This window comes from Nocardioides sp. BP30, from assembly GCF_029873215.1.
Classification (GTDB): Bacteria; Actinomycetota; Actinomycetes; order Propionibacteriales; family Nocardioidaceae; genus Nocardioides.
On the sequence record NZ_CP123620.1, the window covers coordinates 186,861 to 206,438 of the forward strand.

Sequence of the window (19,578 nt, forward strand, 5' to 3'; positions counted from 1 at the left end):
CTCCGCGGGCGTTGCCACGACTTGGTCACGATTCGGTCACGGTCCCTCGGACGGGCGGCGACCGGGCCTCACGCCTCGCTCAGTCGGCGACGCAGACCGCTCGCCCGCTGGGCGCGGCGGGTCACCGCGGCGGCCACGGACTCCCGGCTGCCGATCACGGTCACCCGCTCCTGGGCACGGGTGACGGCGGTGTAGAAGAGCTCCCGGGTCAGCAGCGGCGAGTCGGCCGGAGGCAGCAGCACGCTGACCTCCCGGGCCTGGCTGCCCTGACTCTTGTGCACCGTCATCGCATGAAGTGTCTCGACGTCTCCGAGCCGCGAGGGCGCATAGGTACGGCCACCGGCGATGTGCACCCGGAGCGCGCCGTCGCCAGCCACCACCGCAACGCCTGTGTCGCCGTTGAACAGGCCGACGCTGTAGTCGTTGGTCGTCACCAGGATCGGCCGTCCCGCGTACCACTCGCCCAGCCAGGTGCCGGCCCGGTCGGCGAGCGCCCGGTCGATCTGACGGTTCCAGTGCAGGGCACCCCACGGGCCGTCGCGGTGGGCGCACAGGAGCCGGTGGTCGTCGGCTGTCGCCACGGCACCGGCCGCGTCGCCGGCAAGGGAGAGACGGCGCAGCTCGGCTGCATGATCGCTCAGCCGGCCACGTAGCGCGCTCATCGCCGCCTCGTCCTGCGGATCGATCCGGCGCAGCCGTCCGGACCCGTCCTCGAGGAGCGCGAGCACGCGGTCGGCGTCGCCGTCGCGCAGCGCCTGGGCCAGGTCGCCGATGCCCTCGCCGAACCGGTGGGTCGTGCGCAGCCCGACGACCGCACCGGAGCCGCGCTCGGCGAGGCCCGTGGCGAGGTCGGCGAGGACGGCTCCCGCCTCGACCGAGGCCAGCTGGTCGGGATCGCCGACCAGGATGAGCCGGGTGTCGGGACGGACCGCCTCGAGCAGGCGGGCCATCATGGTCAAGGAGACCATCGACGTCTCGTCCACGACGATCACGTCGTGCGGCAGCCTGTTGCCGCGGTGGTGCGCGAAGCGGGTGGAGGAGCCCGGTCGCCAGCCCAGCAGCCGGTGCATCGTCGAGGCGGTCAGGCCGGCCAGACGAGCGCGGTCGTCGTCGCTGAAGCGCCGCTCCTGCTGGGCCGCGGTGACCGCCTCCTGCAAGCGGGCGGCCGCCTTGCCGGTGGGCGCGGTCAACGCGATCCGCAGCGGGACGGGCGACTCGGCGGCGATCAGGGCCAGGAGGCCGGCCACGGTGGTGGTCTTGCCGGTCCCGGGACCGCCGGTCAGGACGGTGGTCCACTGGCCGACCGCGGACAGGGCGGCCGCTCGCTGCTCGGCGTACCCCACGCCCGGGAAGAGCCGCTCCGCCCGCTCGGCGAGGGCGCCGGACCCCGTCGGCGGTGGCGCCAGCGTCTCCCGGACGAGGAGGTCGTCGCGGACCTGACCCTCCTCGCGCCAGTAGCGATCCAGGTAGAGCAGATCACCCTCGACGCGGAGGACCGACGCGCCCGCGAGCCGGCTCGCCCCGACCCGGGCCAGCCACCCGGGCGGCGGCCACGGCAGATCGGGCTCGGTGCGGGTGAGGTCGTCGAGATCGACGCAGACGGAGCCCGCCCGCGCCGCCCGTACGGCGAGGGCCACGGCCAGCTGGGTCTCCTCGTCGACACCGCCCACCAGGGCCGCGGTGCGCGCTGCCACGTGCACGTCGGCGGCGGTGAGGATCCCGGCAGCGTTGAACCGTGCCAGGACACCGCTCGCAGCACGGGCGAAGCGGGCGTCGGCCGGATCGGTCGTCTCGTCGGTCCAGCGCTCGATCATCGGGCGCCTCCGGGGCCGGCCGCGCCGTCGAGCACGTCGGAGAGCGCGAGCACGAGGGTTGTCGGCGGCCGCCAGGAGAAGACGCCCGCCGGATGCCCGTCGACCAGGGGTGTCGCCGGGCCGCACATGCCGCGCAGGTAGAGGTAGAGCACGCCGCCGAGGTGCTGCTCGGGGTCGTAGCCGGGCAGACGCCAGCGCAGGTAGCGGTGCACGACCACTGCGTAGAGCAGCGCCTGCAGCGGATAGTGCGAGTGCAGCATCGCCTCGGCGAGGTCGGTGTAGTCGCCCGCCGCCGGCCCGAGGAAGTTGGTCTTGTAGTCGACGATCAGGAAGCGATCGTCCGGCAGTCGCAGCACCGCATCGACCGAGCCGGAGAGGTAGCCGCGGAGGACCTGCTCGCCCAGCAGTGGGCTCTCGAGGCGATCGGCGTAGGGCGCCATCGGGTCGTCGGCCGGCAGGTGGGCACGCAGCAGCGGCGCCACGTCGCGCAGCAGGACCTCGGGCCCGCGGGCCTCGCGCCTGTCGCCGCCGGCCAGCGGCAGCTCGAAGTCGAGCTCGCGCAGCCGGTCGGGAAGACCGATGTCGGCCAGGGTCAGGCCGGGTGCCAGGGGGCCCAGCGGGGTGTGGTGGAGCGGCACCAGCGCCGCCGCCAGCTCGTCGGGCTCGACACCGACCGGTGCGAACCTCACCTGCTCGCGGACGTGGCGCAGCAGCTCCGCCCCGAGGTCGGGCGCCCGGGGGTCCGCGTGCTCCAGCACCGCGTGCACCAGCGTGCCGAAGGCGGCGCCCGCCGGCAGCGCGGCCATCGGGGAGAGCAACGGCTCCTCGGCCGGGGCCGAGGAGGCCGCCTCCGGCAGTGCCGGCGAAGGGGTCTCCGGCTCGTCCTCGGTGCCCGACTCCTCGGGCTCGGACGTCACGTGCGCGTCCTCCTCGACGCGGATGAGTGCCGAGTAGGAGGTCCGTCGCCAGTCCGCGTCGACCGATCGATCGAAGGTCCGCACCGTGAGCGCATCCGGCTGGTCCGGCTCGGGGCCGGGGCTGACGGACGCGATCTGGGAGAGCTCGGCGGTCGGTCCGCCGAGCTGCTCGATCAGGCCGAGGATGCGCGCGGCGTACTCGTCGTCGCCCACCTGCTGCTCGGCAGGCACCTCGAGGGTGCCGGGCTGGCGGCCGAAGAGCATGCGATGCAGGCCGCCGATGCCGGTGTTGGCGGTCGGCGCCCACCAGGCGACCAGCTGCGACTGGGCGCGGGTGGCGGCGACGTAGAGGCGGCGCAGGTCCTCCCCCGACTCCTCGGCGAGGTGCTCGCGGAGGTGACCGCCGGTGACGTCGAGGGTGCGCTGGCCGTGCGCGTCGTGGAAGAGCGCCACCTCGACCTGATGCTCGAAGCGCTGGTAGGCGAAGGGCAGGTAGACGACCGGGTACTCCAGGCCCTTGCTGGCGTGGATCGTGACGATCTGCACCGCCGCGGCGTCCGAGTCGAGCCGGCGCGGGCGGTCCCCGGCGGATGTCCGCCGACGCTCCTCGCGGAACCAGGCCAGCAGCGCCGTCAGGCCGAGCCGCTCGCGCAGCGCGGTGTCGTGCAGCAGCTGGCCGAGGTGGCGGACGTCGGTGAGCAGCCGCTCGCCGTCGGAGCGGCCCAGCACCCGGGCGGTGAGACCGCGCTCCTCGGCCGCCTCCACCAGAGCTGCCACGCCGCGTCCGCGCAGCAACAGCGCCCACCCGCGGAGGGTGTCGGCGATCTGGGCGGTCAGCGCCTCGCCGCCGGCATCGAGCGTCGCGACGTCGAAGCCGAGGAAGCAGGTCAGTGCCGCCGACCGGACCAGGCCGGACCGGTGGGGTGACTCGAGCGCGGTCAGCAGGGCCAGCCAGTCCTCGCCGGCGGGGGTGAGGAAGACGTCGCCGCCGCCCTGCACGACCGCGGGGATGCCGCGCCGGTGCAGCGCGTCCTGCACCAGGGTGCCCTGGTCGCGGGTCGCCACCAGGACGGCGACGTGGCCGGCTCGGACCCGCTCCCGGCACCAGGTCGCCTCCGCGGCGAGCAGCTCGGCCACATCGCCGGCGAGGTCCTCGGCGATGTGCGCCCGGGCCTCGGCCGCGGCGATGAGACCACGCCGCAGACGGAAGCCGCTGCGCGGCACCCGGCGCAACCGGAAGGGCGAGGGATGCGGCGCACCCGCCAGGCGCGACTCCCGGTGGTGGGCCTCGACGGGATGGACGACGATGCCCGGGTCCCCCAGTGCCGCACCGCCCAGCACCGTCTGGAGGCGTGCCAGCAGCGCTGCATCGCTGCGCCAGTTGGTGCCCAGGGTCGCCCTCGTGGTCGCGGCGGCCGCGGCGGTCAGGTAGGTGGCGACGTCACCGCCGCGGAACGCGTAGATGGCCTGCTTCGGGTCGCCGATGAGGACCATCGCGCGACCCTCGGCATCGGCGGAGAACGCCCGGTCGAGCACCTGCCACTGGACCGGATCGGTGTCCTGGAACTCGTCGACCAGCACGATCCGCCACCGTTCGCGCATCCGGGTGCGGGCCGGGGCGGTGGGATCCTCCAGCGCGATCGCCAGCCGGCTCAGCAGGTCGTCGTAGGAGAGGATGCCGAGCCGCCGCTTGCGACGCTCGACCTCCGCGCGCACCGCGAGGGCGAAGTCGACCCGGGCCGAACCGGTCTGCTGGTCCGCGGGCGCAAGCTCGGCCTGCGGGTCACCGACGACCTTGCGGGCGAGCGCGAGCGCGTCATCGCGGCCGAACGGCGGCCGCTCGCGCAGGCGGCCGAACCGCCCCAGGTAGAGGTCGTCGACGACCTCCACGACCAGGTCGTCCAGGGAGTCGACCAGGGTGGCACCGGCGTCGGTGTCACCCGCCACGCCGAGCGAACGCAGCACCAGCTGGCAGAACTGGTGCGTCGTGGCGATGGTGGCGGCGTCGAAGTCCGCCAACGCGTCGCGCAACCGCAGCCGGCGGCGACCCCGCTCCTCCGGATCGCAGTCGAGCAGGTGGGCCAGGAGGCTGCTGTCACCGGCATCGCCGGTGTCGAAGGCGCGCTGCGCCGCGACGAGCTGGGCGCGGACCCGCTCCCGCAACTCCTGGCTGGCCGCCCGGCCGAACGTGATCACCAGCAACTGGTCGATGCTCGCACGGCCCTCGGCGACGTAGCGGGCGACCAGCGCACCGACGGTGAAGGTCTTGCCGGTGCCCGCACTGGCCTCGAGCAGGGTGATGCCGACGGGCAGCGGACCACAGACGTCGAAGGTCAAGCGGCTCACCAGCTCCCCTGCTCGGCGACCAGCAGCGGGCTCCACACGCGCATCGCCAGCGCCCCGAAGCGGTGGGTCTCCCCATCGAACGCCTCGGCGGGGAGCGGAGCGATCGCCACCCCCGGGATGGGTGCTCCGGCACCCCACGCGCGGACCTGTTCCGGGTCGCTGCACTCGCCCGGGAAGCGGCCGTCGCGCCAGTCCCAGCCGGCCTTGTCGAGCGCCTCGTCGCTGCTTGCCTGCGTACGGCGCTGGCGGGCGTAGGTGAGCGACGCCTTCAGCGGGAACGGCAGCGGCTCGGTGAGCCCACTATCGCGCAGCGCGACCAGGTCACGCAGAAGACCCACGGCGCGGTGGTCGAGCGGACCGAGCTGGGAGAGCCCGACGGGCGTGCGCGAGCGACTGTTGGTCGGTCGTCCGACGGTGTGAGCGGTCCAGGCGCTGTCCTCGTCGGAGGCGGCCAGGGCGAGCAGCTGGATCCAGGACTGCAGCCGGTGGGTGGCACCGAGCCTGCTGAACGAGACCGGGACGAGACGATCGCCGTACACCCCCGGGACGGTGCCGCGCAGGCGTCGCCCGCCGCCGAGGTCGACGTCGATGTCGACCGCGCGGACGGGCCGCGTGCGTAGGTCGAGGGCCTGTCGCGCCAGCGGGGCCGCCTTCTCGAGGATCTCCCCGAGCAGACGCCAGCCGAGGAAGCCGGGCGGCAGCACCCCGCGCCGCCACTCGTGCTGCCGCGCGGCCTCGGCGTCGAGACCGCCGAGCAGGTCGTGCAGCACCCGCTCACCGACGCCCCACTGCGTCAGGCTGTCGATCTCCACCGGCAGGCCGGCATCGAGCGGTTCCTCCTCGCGGGCTATCGCGACGTCGAGCCGATCGCGCAGGAAGCCCCGCACAGGGCTCTTCCAGAAGGAGAGCAGGTCCTCCAGGACGACGTCGTCGGTGGGCGCCGGTGGCAGCGGCCCGGGCAGGAATGGCGGCGCGGGCTGTTGGGCCCGGGCGGCGGTGGCTCCCGCCAGCGCCGCCCTGTCGAAGGTGAACGGCCGGCCCGGCACCAGGGCGCCGGTGCGCAGGTTGCGCGCGTCGAAGGGCTGCAGCGGGTGATGGACCGTCACCTGCTCCCGCACGCTGCCCCCGCTCGTGGTCACGGCCGTGAGGTCGAGCGCATCCATCAGCTCGCCGAGCGGCACGGCGGGCGGCTTGGGTTGGCCCGAGTACTCACCGGCACCGGCGTAGGTGATGACCAGGGTGTCGGTGGCGGCGAGGATCGCATCGAGGAACAACTGGCGGTCCTCGCTGCGAGGATCCCGCTCGCCGGTGAGCGGGTCGCGGGCGAGCACGTCGTCACCGTCAGCGACGCCGGCGCGGGGGAACACGCCGTCGTCGAGACCGAGCAGGCAGACCACCCGGTGCGGCACCGATCGCATCGGGACCAGGGTGGCGACGGTGAGGGTGCCGGTCCGGAAGTTCGCCCGGGTCGGCCGTCCCTCCAGGCGGTCCGCGAGCAGGGCACGCACGTCGGGCAGCCGTAGGTCGACGCCGCCGCGCTCGGCCGCTGCCTCGCGCACCTGCCCGAGGAGGCGTTGCATTTGACCGGCCTGCCACGCCTCGGTGGGCGGCACGTCGCACAGCGCTGACACACCGGCGGCGAGGGCATCCAGCCAGTGCTCCAGCGGGTGCGTCCCGACCAGTCGGTCGGTCGCCTCGCGCACCCGGTCGACGAGCTCGGCCAGCCGGCCGACGAGGTCGATGTCGCCGCTCCCGACGTCGTCGAGCGGCAGCGTCTTGTCGAGCCACGTGCCGGCGTCCTCGGACATCGCCACGCCGGCAAGCAGTCGGTCCAGCCCGAACTGCCAGGTGTTCGCGACGTAGTCGTCCAGTCCGAATTCGGCGCGGTGCGGGGCGTCGAAGCCCCAGCGCACGCCGGCCTCGCGCGCCCAGTCGGTCAACTGCTGGAGATCCTCCTCGCGCAACCTGAACCGCCGCCGCACCGGCTCCAGGTGAGCAAGGTCGAGCACCTCGCCCACGCCCGCCCTGCCGCCGGAGAGATCCAGCAGCCGCGCGGCCAGGTCGAGCAGCGGATTCGTCCGATCGAGGGCGCGATCGGCCAGCCGCACCCGCAACCGGTGAGCGGGGTGACCCTGCTCGCCCACCACCTCCGCGAGCCCGAAGCCTGCCTCGATCAACGGGGCGTAGGTCTCGACGTCGGGGCACATCACCAGCACGTCGCGCGGTTCGAGACTCGGGTCGTCGGCGAGCAGGCCCAGCAGCACCTCGCGCAGCACCTCCACCTGCCGCGCGGCGCCGTGGCAGGCGTGCACCTGCACCGAGCGATCGGAGGCGGCCAGCACCCGCTCGGGCGCGGGCCCGACGGCATTGGCCCGGAGGTCGTGCTGCAGCCAGCCCAGCAGGGTCGAGGGTGTGCCGGCGGTCGCCGGGACCGGCTCGTCGTCGTACGTGATCACGCCCAGCGCGCGCTCGAGCTCGCGGGTGTCGCGGCCGAGGGTGGCCAGCAGCGGATGGCCGACCCGCTCGACGGAGCGATCCTCCCGGCGCGGCACCGGCCCGCGGAGGTCGACCAGCGCCTCCCACAGCGCCGCCGACGGGTGGGGCAGCCACAGGTGCACCTCGCGCGCCTCGCCCAGCGCGGCCAACAGCTCGATCTCGGTGGGAGGCAGCCGGGTGTGCCCGAAGAGGGAGACCCGCTCGGGCAGGTCGAGCGAACCCGGATCGGCGCGCAGCTGGGCGACGACCTCCCGCTGTCGCTGTGCCGGTGTCGGACCATCGATCACGGCGGCCAATCGGCGCCAGAGCTCGGGCTGCCAGGCCAGATCGGGTGGCAGCGCGGCGACGCCGGCAGCCCACTCCTGGAGCAGCGCCGGCCGCTGGACGGCGTACGACGAGAACAGCCGGGCGAGCCGACGTGCGGTGGCGAGCCGCCGGCCGCGGCGCAGGTCGGCCTCGCCCTCCGGCGATCCGTGACCGAGGTGGCGCCCCAGCGTCGCCGCCCACGACTCGCCCACCGACAGGTCGATGACCTCGAGCAGCGGCCAGGTCAGGGTATCGGGCGACCAGGGATCCTCGTCGTCCTCACGCAGGGCCGCGAACAGTGACCAGGGTGATCGGAACTCGATGCCGGCGCACACGCCGTCGGCCCGGCCGGCGGCGGCGCCGAGCCGATGGGAGAGCCGCTGGGAGAGCCACCGCTCCACCCCCTTCGCCGGCACGACGACGACCTCCGTGGCGAACGGATCGGCTGCGGGCACCGCGAGGAGCTCGCCGAGGGCGTCGGCGAGCTGGTCGGTGCGCGCAGCGCGATGGAGCCGGACAGCCACAGCCCGCAACCTACAAGCGGCCACCGACAGTACGTCGAGCGGCCGCACGCGCCGACGCCTACACCTCGTCGGCGCGATCGGCCGCGGTCATCTCCCGCTCCAGCTCCGCCCGGGCCTCCGGCTTCCCGTGGAACCGCCGGTAGCTGAGCACGAGGAGCGTCAGCGCGACGGCGGCCGAGAAGAGCAGGGTGGCGCCGGTCTGCCAGGTCCCGACCAGCCACAGCCGGCGCGGCAGCGGCCACCAACCCGGCACGGCGGGGTCGACGATCCACAGGACGCCGCAGGCGGCCAGTGCGAGTGCCGCCAGCGCGGACGTCATCAGCCGGGGCCAGGTCGCGACGCCGTCGGCGGCGCTGCGCATCGCCCTCAACCGCACGGGGTCCAGCCGCCGACGCGCCCACTCGTACTGACGGGACAGCAGCGCCAGCCCCACGAAGAGCAGCAGCAGGCCCGGCCCCGGAAGGACGAGCGCCGCGATCCCGAGCACGACGAACAGCCAGCCGAGGACCTCGAGCAGCAGCCGGCGGATGGCACTCACACGTCAGAGGGTGCCAGACGACCCGTGACGAGCATCTCCTCCTCGGGTACGGCGTGGCCCTCGGCGCACCGTGCCTCCAGCACGACCGTTGCTCCGCACCCGACGTGGGTCAGCCGCGGGCCGCCCCCGGGGATGTGGCGTGCGCCCCAGCGACCCAGCGCGAGCACCAGGGGCAGCAGCTCGTGACCGGCCTCGGTCAGGACGTATTCGGAGCGGGTGCGCTGACCCGGCTCACGGTAGGGCTGCTTGACCAGCACCCCCGCGTCGACCAGCTCACGCAGCCGCTGCGAGGCGACGGCCTCGGTCACGCCGACCCGGCGTACGAGGTCGTCGAAGCGGGTGGCGCCGTAGAACGCCTCGCGCAGCAGCAGCACCGTGGTGCGGTTGCCGATCAGCTGCATGGTGCGGTCGACCGGACACCTGTCCCCCAAGGGTTCGGTCCGCTCGGCGAGGAATCCGGCACGTTGCAACGTCATGCCCCGATTCTAACTTGTCTTATCCAAAGTCAGCGCGTTACGGTTTCTGACTATGGAGACCACAAGTCAGCTCAGGACGTACCGGCGTAGCGCGGTGGTCATCCTGACCGGGGCGGCGTTCCTGGCCAGCCTCGACCTGTTCATCGTCAACGTCGCCTTCGACGAGATCGGCCGGGACTTCGGCACCGCGTCGCTGAGTCGGCTCAGCTGGATCCTGAACGCGTACGCCGTGGTCTACGCCGCGCTGCTCGTCCCGATGGGCCGGCTCACCGACCGCTACGGCCGCAAGGCGGGCTTCGTCACCGGGCTGGCGATCTTCACCGCCGCCAGCCTCGCCTGCGGCTTCGCCCCCGGCGTGTGGTGGCTGGTCGGGGCCCGCGTCGTCCAGGCGGTCGGCGCCGCCGTGATGACGCCGGCCAGCCTCGGGCTGCTGCTGGCGACGCTCCCGCCTGAGCGCCGCGCGGGCGGCGCTCGCCTGTTCGCCATGACGGGCGCCGTGGCCGCCGCCTTCGGACCCGCCGTCGGCGGTGGCCTGGTGCAGCTGTCCTGGCAGGCCGCCTTCTGGATCAACGTCCCGCTCGGGATCGTGCTGGTCGTGGCCGCGTGGCGGGTCGTACCCGACGTACGCCACAACCAGGACGCCCCGCGGCCCGACCTGCTCGGCGGGGTGGTGCTGGCGGTCGCCATCGCCGCCCTGGTGCTCGGCATCGTGCAGGGCAACGACTGGGGATGGGCCTCGGGACGCGTGCTCGGCTCGTGGGCGGTCGCGCTGGTCGGGGCCGTGGCGTTCGGCTGGCTGGTGGCCCACCACCACGCGCCGGTGATCGACCCGGCCCTGCTGCGCGTGCCCACCTTCGCCTGGGCGAACATCAGCCAGCTGGTCTTCAACGTCGCCTTCGGCGTGGGGCTGCTCAGCCGGATCCTGTGGATGCAGGAGCACTGGGGCTACTCCGCGCTGCGCACCGGCCTCGCCGTCGCCCTCGGCCCGACCCTGGTGCCGATCACCTCGCTGCTGGTGACGCGGTTCCTGCCGCGGGTGGCACCGGGGATCCTGATCGCGATCGGGACCTCCCTCTTCGCCGTCTCGGGGATCTGGCAGGCGCTGGTCACCGGCGTGCACCCGGCCTACGTCACCGAGATGCTCGGACCGTGGGTGCTGGGCGGCATCGGCGTCGGTTTCGCCCTGCCGCAGCTGATGGCGGCCGCGACCTCGTCGCTGCCCCCGCACCAGACCGCCACCGGCTCCGGCGTCGTCAACATGGGCCGTCAGGTCGGCCTGGTCCTCGGCACCTCGATCATGGTCGGCATCCTGGGCACCGGCATCCCCGGCCTGGACCGGTTCCAGCACGTCTGGATCTTCCTGGCCGCGACCTCGCTCGCCGCCGCGATCGCGGCGCTGGTCATGGAAGCCGTACGCCGGCCGGCCACGGCGCCGGTGCTGGCGCCGGCCGACTGATCCATGTAACGCGGTGTCCGGGCCTGTTCCGCGGTGTTGCAACACCGCAGGAGAGGACCGGACACCGCGTTACAAGCCCAGCACCCGACGTCTCACTACCCCGCAGCCAGCAACCCGTGCAGCCGGTTCTGCGGCCGCGGCAGCCCGTAGTGCTCGCGCAGCGTGACGCCGTCGTACTCGCGCCGGAACAGCCCGCGCTCCTGCAGGATCGGCACCACCTGCCCGGCGAAGGCGTCCAGCCCCGACGGCAGCACCGCGGGCATGATGTTGAAGCCGTCCGCCGCACCGTTCTCGAAGTAGTGCTGGATGGTGTCGGCGACCTGCGTCGCCGTACCCGTGAACGTGCGGTGCCCGCGCCCGCCGCCGAGCCGCCCGATCAGCTCCCGCACGGTGAGTCCGTCGCGTCTGGCCCAGTCGACGATCAACGTGCGCCGCGACTTGGCCCCCTCGATCTCGTCCTCGCTCGGCAGCTCCGCCGGCAGCGGCTCGTCGAGGGCGAGCAGGTCGGGTGCGACGCCGAGGGTGCGGGCGAGCTGCGCCAGCGCGTACTGCGGCGCGATCAGCCGGTCGAGCTCGGCGTCGAGCTCGCGGGCCTCCGCCTCGGTCTCGCCGATCACCGGCACGATGCCGGGCAGGACCAGCACGTGCTCGGGGCGTCGACCGGCCGCGGCCACCCGTCGCTTCACGTCGGCGTAGAACGCCTGCGACTCCGCCAGGGTCGGCTGGGCGGTGAAGATGGCTTCCGCCCAGCGGGCGGCGAACTCCTTCCCGTCCTCCGAGGAGCCCGCCTGCACCAGCAGTGGGTAGGCCTGCGGCGAGCGGGGTACGTCCAGCGGCCCGTCCACCCGGAAGTGCACGCCGCGGTGGTCGATCGGTGCGACGGCGTCGCGACGCGCGTGCACGCCGCCCTCCTTGTCGGCCACGATCGCCTCGTCGCTCCAGCTGTCCCACAGCTTGGTGGCGACGTCGAGGAACTCGTCGGCCCGTTCGTACCGCGTGCGGTGCAGCGGCTGGTCCTCCAGCCCGAAGTTGCGCGCGGCCGCGTCGCCGGCGGTCGTGACGATGTTCCAGCCCGCGCGGCCTCCGGAGAGGTGGTCCAGCGAGGCGAACCGGCGCGCCAGGTTGTAGGGCTCGTTGTACGACGTGGAAGCGGTCGCGATGAGCCCGATCCTGGTCGTGCCGGCCGCCAGCGCCGCCAGCAGCACCGTCGGCTCCAGCTTGCCCGAGGGTCGCCGGCCGGGATCGCCCCAGGTGACAGGGCTGTCGGCGAGGAACACCGAGTCGAACTTCGCCTCCTCGGCGACCCGCGCCAGGTGCTGGTGCGCAGCCAACGAGAGGTTGGCGTGTGGGTCCGCGTCGGGCAGTCGCCAGGATGCCTCGTGATGGCCGGTGTCGTGCAGGAACAGGTTGAAGTGCAAGGTGCGGTCGGTCATGGTGGAGTCCCTTCTCAGGAGGCCCGGCGCCTGCCGGGGGCGATGAAGTCGGAGCCGAGGTGCTCGCCGGTGGCACCGAGCGCCTCGAGCAGGGTGTGACGCAGTTCGGCGCGGCGGCGTTCCAGCTCGGCAGCATCGGTCTCGGCCTGCTCCGCCAGGTCGATGCGCAGGTCGGTTCCGACCACGCCGTCATCGAGCAGGATCACCCGGTCGGCCAGCTCGATCGCCTCGTCGACGTCGTGGGTGACCAGCAGCACCGCCGGCCGGTGCACCTCGCACAGCCGGCGCAGCAGGACGTGCATCCGGATCCGGGTGAGCGCATCGAGCGCGCCGAACGGCTCGTCGGCCAGCAGCAGCTGCGGCTGATGGACCAGGGACCTCGCCAGCGCAGCGCGCTGCTGCTGGCCGCCCGAGAGCTCGGCCGGCCACGACCTCTCCTTGCCGGCGAGTCCGACCTCGGCGAGCGCCTGCCTGCCACGCTCCTTGGCGTCGGGCGCTCGCAGGCCGAAGACCACGTTGTCCAGCACCCTCTTCCAGGGCAGCAGCCGCGAGTCCTGGAAGACCACCGACACCGCGTCGGGCACCTGGATCTGTCCATGACCGCGTACGTCGCGGTCCAACCCCGCCAGCGCCCGCAACAGCGTGCTCTTGCCGCTACCGGAGCGCCCGATGAGCGCGACGAACTCGCCCGGCGCGATGTCGAGGTCGAGCCCGTTCAGTACGCCGCCGGCGCGGTTGAAGCTGCGGTGCAGGTTCCGCACCCGCACCGCGGGCTCGCCCGCTCCCCGCTGCCCGTTCGCGGCGACCTCGGCGGGCATCAGCCCTCCAGTGTGCGACGCCATCCCAGCACCTTCCTCTCCACCAGTCGGACCGCCGTGTCGGCGAGGAAGCCGAAGACGCCGTAGAGCACGAGGCCCACGACGATCACGTCGGTCTGCCCGTAGTTCTCGGCGAGCGACATCATGTGGCCCACCCCGTTGGTGGCGTTGTACTGCTCGACCACGACCAGTCCCAGCAGCGCCGAGGTCACGGCGAAGCGCAGCCCGAGCAGGAATCCGGGCAGCGCTCCCGGCAGCACCACGTGCCGGATGAAGGCGACCCGGCCGAGGTCGAGGGTCTCGGCGAGCTCGGCGTACCTGCCGTCGATGCTGCGCAGCGCGTTGTGGGTGTTCACGTAGATCGGGATCATGCTGATCAGGCCGATCGTGACGATCTTCATCTCTTCGCCGATGCCGAACCAGGCGATGAACAGGGGGATCAGCGCCAGGGTCGGGATCGACCGCTTGATCTGGATCGGCCCGTCGATCAGGGACTCGCCGAGCCGGGACAGGCCGGAGACCACCGCGAGCACGGTGCCGGCCGCGATGCCGAACGCGAGACCGAGCGCGGACCGGCGCAGCGAGGCGGTGACGTCGCCGAGCAGGTCGTGCTCGGTCCACTGGGCCCGCGCGGCCGAGACCACGTCCCAGGGGGCGGTCAGGATCGCCGGGCTGATGAAGCCCGTCGCGGAGCCGAGCGACCAGAGCGCGAGCACCAGCACGGGTCCGATCCAGAACGCCCCGGGCAGCCGGCGCCCCGGTCCGAGCCGGCGCCGTACGACGCGGCGATCCTCCTCGGACCGCTCCGCGTCCGGGACGGTCCGCTTCGCGCCGGTACCGGATCCGGACACGGGGTGCTCCCGGGTGGAGCTCACCGAGAGGGCCGAGGGCGTGCTCATGAGGCGTCTCCTGTCACGACGTCGGAGCCGGCGGCCTCGGCCTCCACCTTCTCGAAGCGGCGGTCGACCAGGGTGGCGACGTCGAGATGCTTGTGGTCCTGTTCCTTCGCCAGCAGGTCGGCGGTCTCCTGCAGCCGCTGCACCGCGTTGTCCCAGGTCTGGGGAATGCCGGCGTCGCCCACGGCCTTGACCGTCGCGGCTGCATCGGCGGCGCTCAGGCCCTGGTTCTGCACGTAGTAGGCCTGGGCGAACTGGTCGGGGTGGGCGTTCTCCCACAGCAGCGCCTTGGTTCGGATGGCGACGTAGTCCGTCAGGGCCGCGGCCTTGTCGGGGTCCTGCACCGCCTTGGTCAGGCAGTAGAGCGTCGAGGCGTCGTCGCGGATGCCGGTGTCGATCGTGGTGGCGCCGGGATACTTCGCCTCGTACGCCTTCACCTGGGAGATCCCCAGGGGTGCGACGTCGACGGCCTTGCTGCCCAGTGCGGTGGCGAACTCGCCCGCGGTGGTGCTGGTCATCTCGACCAGCTTCACGTCCTTCTGGGTCAGGCCGGCCTTCTGCAGCACCCGCAGCACCAGCGCGCCCTGCGCCTGCCCGGGGCTGTAGGCGATCTTCTTGCCCTTGAGATCGGCGAGGCTGGTGATGTCGGAGCCCGGCGCGACACCGAGCTGGTACACCGGGTGGTGGAGCGGGTCGACGGTGACCGCGTTGAACACGATCTTGGTCGAGGTGCCTGTCCAGGCTGCGAAGAGCGAGGGGATGTCGGCGACCGCGCCGCAATCGAGCTGGTCGGCCCGGAAGGCCTGGATCGTCTGCGGGCCGCCGCTGAGGTCCGCCCACGAGACGTCGACCCCCTCGGCGGCGAGCTGCTTGTCGAGGCCCGAGCTCTTCAGGGCCACCTGGATGGCGGGGTCCCCGATCCTGATCTCGGTGCCCTGGGGCGTCCGCTGCGGCAGCGCGGCGGTGAGGGCGAGGGTCCTGCCGCTGCCGCCGTCGCTCCCGCAGGCGGTCAGGACGGTGGCGGCGGCGAGGAGTGCGGCTGCGGCTGCCGCAGTGGTCCGGTGAGGGGCCGGACGGTGAATTGCTTTCATGACGTTCCTTGTCTGCTGGCGGTCGGTCGGTGGTGTCGGCGAAGCCTCAGCCCTGCACCGCGACCGGCGAGTAGTGCGAGGCGTCGCCCTTGCGCGGGGTGCTCGCCACGCCGTCCACGCTCACCGGCACCTCGCCGGCGAGCGTGATCCGGTGCAGCCGGCGACGCTGGTCGGCGTAGTCGTCGACCGCGTAGTGCTGGGTCGCCTGGTTGTCCCAGATCGCGAGGTCGCCGAGCCGCCAGCTCCACCGGACCGTGTTGTCCAGCCGGGTGACGTGCCGTTGCAACAGCCGGAACAGGTCGTCGGAGTCGTGGCCCGAGAGCCCGACGAAATGCCTGACGAAGTGCCCCAGCAGCAGGGTTCGCTCGCCCGTCACCGGGTGCACGCGGACGACGGGATGCTCCGTCTCGTACTCCAGGTGACGGAACTCGTCGCGATAGGCCTGCTCCCGGACGTCGATCCCGCCGACCCGCGACTGGTCGTGCTCGGCGGCATAGTCGTGGACGTTGGAGTGCACCGCCCACAGTCGCTCCGCCAGCGCCTTCAGGGCGGGGTGGAGCAGCTCGTAGGCGCGGGCGGTGTTGGCCCAGACGGTCGTCCCGCCGTACGGGGGAAGCTCGATGGCGCGCAGCAGCGACGCCGAGGGAACGCGGTCGACGAAGGTGACGTCGGTGTGCCAGCTGTTGGCCTTGCTCCGGTCGGAGTCGATCGGGAGCACGGCGTCGCCGTCGCCGGCGACGGTCGGATGCGGCTTGGTCACGGTGCCGAGCCGCGCGGCGAAGGCGCGCTGGTCGGCATCGTCGGCGTGGTGCTGCTCGCGCAGGAACACGACCTTGTGTCGCGCGAGCGCTCGCTTGATCTGCGCGATCTGCGCGTCCGGGACCTCCCCTCCTATCCGGACACCGCTGATCTGGGCGCCGAGATGGGCACCGACGCGGCGTACGGTGATGGCGGCGTAGCCGGGCTCCGGCGCTGCGTTCGTGGCGATGGTCTCGGGGTCGAGGGTGAGCGCGTGCTCGAGCTGTGCGGTCATGACGGGTCCTTTCAACACAGGACGACGGGACTGAGGAGCGGGGACGGTGCGGCGCGGGCGCCGAGGAGCGCAGCGCCTGACCTCCGCTTGGGGTAGCGGATGACGTGGTGGCCGCCGTGACTGTCGGCGGATCGGTGAGCGTTCGCTAGGACACGCGGCGACAGCGACAGGCGCCACGACGAGCGCGGCGACAACGGGCCAGCGGAGACGTCGATGGGTACGCGGACATATAACTAGAGTAAGCCACTAGACATTGTTGACAACAATGCACCGCGATGAATTAAGTCGTCCCTGCGACGGAGCGCAGATCGCCCATCACCGCGAGTGGTGCGGCGTAGACCCGGTCCAGCAGCGCGGTGCCGGCCGCGAGCGCGAGGAACTCCTCGGCGCTCGGCGGCGCGATGACCTCGCCCGCGTCCTCGTGCGCCGCCGAGCGGGCCGCCACCTCCGCGAGGAGCGCCTCCCGCGCCGGCGGCACCCACAAGAACCCGGCCTCGGTCAGGATGAGGACCTCGGGGTTGAACAGATCCAGCAGATAGGCGACCGCGTGGCCGACGACGCGGGCCCGATCGATGAAGAGGCCGACGAGACGCTCGTCGCCCGCGCGGGCGAGCTCGGTCAGCTCGGTCACCAGCCGCGCGCGTACGCCGAGGTCGGCCGCACGGCGGATCAGCGCCTGCTCGGAGACGGCGGCCGGGAAGCACCCGGCACGCCCGCACGAGCACGGGTCGCACCAACCAGGGTCCGCGTCGACGGGGAGGTGGGCGAGGTTGCCCGACGCCGCCCGGCGACCCTGGTGGACCCCACCGTGGAGCGCGAACGAGGCGTCGACCAGGTTGCCGACGAACAGGTGCAGGATGCTCTCCCGAGCACGCGCGGCATGGGCACCGAAGAGCCGCTCGGAGCCCAGCAGGGCCCGGCCGTGGTTCTCCACGAAGGTCGGCAGGCCGGTCGCCGCCTGCAGGAGGTCGCGCAGCGGCACCTCGCGCCAGCCGAGCATCGGATTGTCGACCACCACGCCACGCTCGGGGTCGACCCAGCCGCCGACCGCCGCACCCAGACCGAGCACGCGCCGATCGCCGTACCTCGCCCGCAGCAGGTGGATGCGCTGTGCCGCCGCCGCGACGGCATCGTGAGCGGCCGGCCGGTCGTAGGGCATCTCCTCGGACGAGAGCACGCGGCCGCGCAGGTCCAGCGCCGCCACCGTCGCCTTCGCCACCGCGAAGTGGACGGCGAGGACGACCTGCGCGCCGACCTCGATGTCGAGGGGCACATGCGGGCGGCCGTACCCGGGCGGGCCTGCGGCCTCGGGGACCTCGCGGAGCAGGCCGGCCTCGAGCAGGCTGCCGCTGACCCCGCTGACGGAGGCGGCAGACGTGCCGGTCAACCGGGCGATGTTGCTGCGCGCGACCGGACCATGGTCGAGCACCGCCCGCAGGATGCTCGCGTCCGGGACGGCACCGCGTGCCGAGCCTCGGCGTCGGGGCAGGTCCGCGCGCCGGGTGGTAGCGGAGGGGCGCGGCTCGCCCGGCTTTAATCGGACCATTCCGATAGACTAACAAGACTCCGGCGCCGGGATGCCGGCTCGCTCATCGCCCTTGTAACGCGGTGTCCGGTCATGTTCTGCGGTGTTGCACCGCCGCAAGAGACGACCGGACACCGCGTTACAAGCCGAGCACCACCGGAGTTTGCGCCGAGCGGCTCGCGGATAGCGTTGTCGTCATGACCTACCAGCCAGATCCCGAGCGCTACGACGGCCGCATGCCCTACCGTCGCACCGGCCGCAGCGGCCTCTCCCTGCCCGCCCTCAGCCTGGGGCTGTGGCACAACTTCGGCGACGATGTGCCCTTCTCCCGTCAGGCCGAGATCCTGCAGGCCGCCTTCGACGCCGGCATCACGCACTTCGACCTGGCCAACAACTACGGGCCGCCCTACGGCGCGGCCGAGACCAACTTCGGGCGCCACCTCGCCACCACCTTCGCCGGGCTGCGCGACGAGCTGGTCATCTCCAGCAAGGCGGGCTGGGACATGTGGCCCGGGCCGTACGGCCAGATCGGCGGCTCGCGGAAGTACCTGGTCGCCTCGCTCGACCAGTCCCTGCGGCGGATGGGCCTGGAGTACGTCGACATCTTCTACCACCACCGCCCCGACCCGGAGACCCCGCTCGAGGAGACCATGACCGCGCTGGACGCGATCGTGCGCTCGGGCAAGGCCCTGTACGTCGGCATCTCGTCGTACTCCCCCGAGCTCACCGTCGAGGCAGCGCGGCTGTTGCAGGAGCTGGGCACCCCGCTGCTGATCCACCAGCCGTCCTACTCGATGCTCAACCGCTGGATCGAGACCGACGGACTGCTCGACACCCTCGAGGAGGTCGGCGCCGGCTGCATCGCGTTCAGTCCGCTGGCCCAGGGCATGCTGACCTCGAAGTATCTCGGCGGGGTGCCGGCCGGATCGCGCGCCGCCCAGGACAAGTCGCTGTCCACCGAGCTGCTCACGCCGGAGGCGCTGACCCACATCCGGGCGCTGAACGATCTGGCCGAGAGTCGCGGCCAGACGCTGGCGCAGATGGCGCTGGCGTGGGCGCTGCGCGACCCGAGGATGAGCTCGCTGGTGATCGGCGCCTCCTCGGCCGACCAGGTCCGCGACAGCGTCGGCGCACTACGGCGACCCGACTTCACCGCCGAGGAGCTGGCCGCCATCGACCAGCACGCCGTCGACTCCGGCATCGACCTGTGGCAGGGCGCGCGGGCCGAGGGCCGGGCCTAGGGTCGGGATAGTCCGGGGCGGAAATCAGGGCCGGACTGGCCGAACCCATGATTTGCGCCCCGGACTACCCCAGCATGTCGATCAGCGGTCGAACCGCACACCCTCAGGCTTCTCCCGCGACGCCCACCACACGATGAGGATGATCCACCCGACGATCGGGATGAACACCAGCAGCTGCCACCAGCCGGAGCGGTTGGTGTCGTGCAGTCGCCGGGCGCCGATCGCGATCTGAGGCACGATCACGGCGAGGCTGAACAGTCCGCCCAGGAGGGCGAACACGCCGCTGGCGGCACCCAGCGCGCGGAAGACGATCTCGATGATGACGCTGGCCAGGTACCACCACCAGAACTCCGACCGGCTGGCCCGGCCGCGGAACTGCGCGTACTTCTGGAAGAACCGCTGCACCGCCTGGCCGAACGTGGCACCGCGCAGCGGAGCGACGGCCGGGTCGCCGACGGGCGGGGGCGGGGTGGGCTCGCCGTACGGCGAGGACGGGTAGGGCTCGTACGACATGTGATCCTCCAGGATCGGTCGGAACAGGGCAGGAGGCACGCTACGGCCCTGCGCCGCCGGCGCGCCAGGAACTTCGCAGGGTGTTGCCAGACTCCGCCGGGCAGGGCGCCACGCAGGCACGCCATCGACGTACAGTCAGGTTCGTGACAGGTTGG

Annotated in this window: 14 protein-coding genes; 2 read left to right on the forward strand and 12 right to left on the reverse strand. The window is 72.7% G+C overall.

Annotation, left to right across the window (positions count from 1 at the left end; translation table 11 throughout):
* Positions 1-68 precede the first annotated feature (68 nt).
* From recD to P5P86_RS00855, 5 genes are read right to left on the reverse strand one after another with little or no spacing between them, the layout of a single operon-like run.
* Entirely contained in the window at positions 69-1,814 is a 1,746-nt protein-coding gene (recD, locus tag P5P86_RS00835) for an exodeoxyribonuclease V subunit alpha (RefSeq protein ID WP_280609375.1), read from the reverse strand.
* A complete protein-coding gene (locus P5P86_RS00840; protein WP_280609376.1) occupies positions 1,811-5,077 on the reverse strand; it encodes a UvrD-helicase domain-containing protein in 3,267 nt (1,088 codons plus the stop codon). The genes recD and P5P86_RS00840 overlap by 4 nt, the downstream gene beginning before the upstream one ends.
* Positions 5,074-8,403: an exodeoxyribonuclease V subunit gamma gene (gene recC / locus P5P86_RS00845; RefSeq protein ID WP_280609377.1), complete on the reverse strand. Its 3,330-nt coding sequence runs from the start codon at positions 8,401-8,403 to the stop codon at positions 5,074-5,076. Before recC ends, P5P86_RS00840 begins: the two co-directional genes overlap by 4 nt.
* A gap of 58 nt (positions 8,404-8,461) precedes the next feature.
* Positions 8,462-8,941: a PGPGW domain-containing protein gene (locus tag P5P86_RS00850; RefSeq protein WP_280609378.1), complete on the reverse strand. Its 480-nt coding sequence runs from the start codon at positions 8,939-8,941 to the stop codon at positions 8,462-8,464.
* On the reverse strand, positions 8,938-9,417 hold the full coding sequence (locus P5P86_RS00855) for a winged helix-turn-helix transcriptional regulator (protein WP_280609379.1): 480 nt from the start codon (positions 9,415-9,417) through the stop codon (positions 8,938-8,940). The genes P5P86_RS00850 and P5P86_RS00855 overlap by 4 nt, the downstream gene beginning before the upstream one ends.
* 52 nt (positions 9,418-9,469) lie before the next feature.
* Between P5P86_RS00855 and P5P86_RS00860 the strand changes: the two genes are divergently transcribed.
* Positions 9,470-10,873, forward strand: coding sequence for an MFS transporter (locus tag P5P86_RS00860; RefSeq protein WP_280609380.1), 1,404 nt, complete (start codon positions 9,470-9,472; stop codon positions 10,871-10,873).
* Between the two features lie 95 nt (positions 10,874-10,968).
* On the opposite strand, the gene P5P86_RS00865 is transcribed toward P5P86_RS00860, so the two are convergent.
* The 6 genes from P5P86_RS00865 to P5P86_RS00890 form a co-directional block, all read right to left on the reverse strand.
* The gene (locus P5P86_RS00865) at positions 10,969-12,306 is read right to left on the reverse strand and encodes an LLM class flavin-dependent oxidoreductase (RefSeq protein ID WP_280609381.1); all 1,338 of its coding nucleotides are present in this window, start codon (positions 12,304-12,306) and stop codon (positions 10,969-10,971) included.
* A 14-nt stretch (positions 12,307-12,320) separates the two neighbouring features.
* Complete coding sequence (locus tag P5P86_RS00870; RefSeq protein ID WP_280609382.1) at positions 12,321-13,124, reverse strand: ABC transporter ATP-binding protein; 804 nt, start codon at positions 13,122-13,124, stop codon at positions 12,321-12,323.
* Positions 13,124-14,023, reverse strand: a complete 900-nt coding sequence (locus P5P86_RS00875; protein WP_280609383.1) for an ABC transporter permease — start codon at positions 14,021-14,023, stop codon at positions 13,124-13,126. Before P5P86_RS00875 ends, P5P86_RS00870 begins: the two co-directional genes overlap by 1 nt.
* On the reverse strand, positions 14,020-15,111 hold the full coding sequence (locus P5P86_RS00880; protein ID WP_280609384.1) for an ABC transporter substrate-binding protein: 1,092 nt from the start codon (positions 15,109-15,111) through the stop codon (positions 14,020-14,022). The genes P5P86_RS00875 and P5P86_RS00880 overlap by 4 nt, the downstream gene beginning before the upstream one ends.
* 46 nt (positions 15,112-15,157) lie before the next feature.
* Complete coding sequence (locus P5P86_RS00885; RefSeq protein WP_280609385.1) at positions 15,158-16,144, reverse strand: TauD/TfdA dioxygenase family protein; 987 nt, start codon at positions 16,142-16,144, stop codon at positions 15,158-15,160.
* 280 nt (positions 16,145-16,424) lie between these two features.
* Entirely contained in the window at positions 16,425-17,690 is a 1,266-nt protein-coding gene (locus P5P86_RS00890) for an ROK family protein (RefSeq protein ID WP_280609386.1), read from the reverse strand.
* 176 nt (positions 17,691-17,866) lie between these two features.
* Between P5P86_RS00890 and mgrA the strand changes: the two genes are divergently transcribed.
* Positions 17,867-18,910 carry an L-glyceraldehyde 3-phosphate reductase gene (gene mgrA, locus P5P86_RS00895; RefSeq protein WP_280609387.1) on the forward strand — a complete coding sequence of 348 codons (1,044 nt, stop codon included), beginning with the start codon at positions 17,867-17,869 and terminating at the stop codon, positions 18,908-18,910.
* Positions 18,911-18,991: 81 nt separating this feature from the next.
* On the opposite strand, the gene P5P86_RS00900 is transcribed toward mgrA, so the two are convergent.
* Entirely contained in the window at positions 18,992-19,462 is a 471-nt protein-coding gene (locus P5P86_RS00900) for a DUF805 domain-containing protein (protein WP_280609388.1), read from the reverse strand.
* Between the last annotated feature and the right edge of the window lie 116 nt (positions 19,463-19,578).

Excerpts from the sequence above, each read along its gene's own strand:
- recD (WP_280609375.1), bottom strand. The coding sequence starts at position 1,814 with ATGATCGAGCGCTGGACCGACGAGACGACCGATCCGGCCGACGCCCGC.
- P5P86_RS00855 (WP_280609379.1), bottom strand. The coding sequence starts at position 9,417 with ATGACGTTGCAACGTGCCGGATTCCTCGCCGAGCGGACCGAACCCTTG.
- P5P86_RS00860 (WP_280609380.1), top strand. The coding sequence starts at position 9,470 with ATGGAGACCACAAGTCAGCTCAGGACGTACCGGCGTAGCGCGGTGGTC.
- P5P86_RS00865 (WP_280609381.1), bottom strand. The coding sequence starts at position 12,306 with ATGACCGACCGCACCTTGCACTTCAACCTGTTCCTGCACGACACCGGC.
- P5P86_RS00870 (WP_280609382.1), bottom strand. The coding sequence starts at position 13,124 with ATGCCCGCCGAGGTCGCCGCGAACGGGCAGCGGGGAGCGGGCGAGCCC.
- P5P86_RS00875 (WP_280609383.1), bottom strand. The coding sequence starts at position 14,023 with ATGAGCACGCCCTCGGCCCTCTCGGTGAGCTCCACCCGGGAGCACCCC.
- P5P86_RS00880 (WP_280609384.1), bottom strand. The coding sequence starts at position 15,111 with ATGAAAGCAATTCACCGTCCGGCCCCTCACCGGACCACTGCGGCAGCC.
- P5P86_RS00885 (WP_280609385.1), bottom strand. The coding sequence starts at position 16,144 with ATGACCGCACAGCTCGAGCACGCGCTCACCCTCGACCCCGAGACCATC.
- P5P86_RS00890 (WP_280609386.1), bottom strand. The coding sequence starts at position 17,690 with ATGGTCCGATTAAAGCCGGGCGAGCCGCGCCCCTCCGCTACCACCCGG.
- mgrA (WP_280609387.1), top strand. The coding sequence starts at position 17,867 with ATGACCTACCAGCCAGATCCCGAGCGCTACGACGGCCGCATGCCCTAC.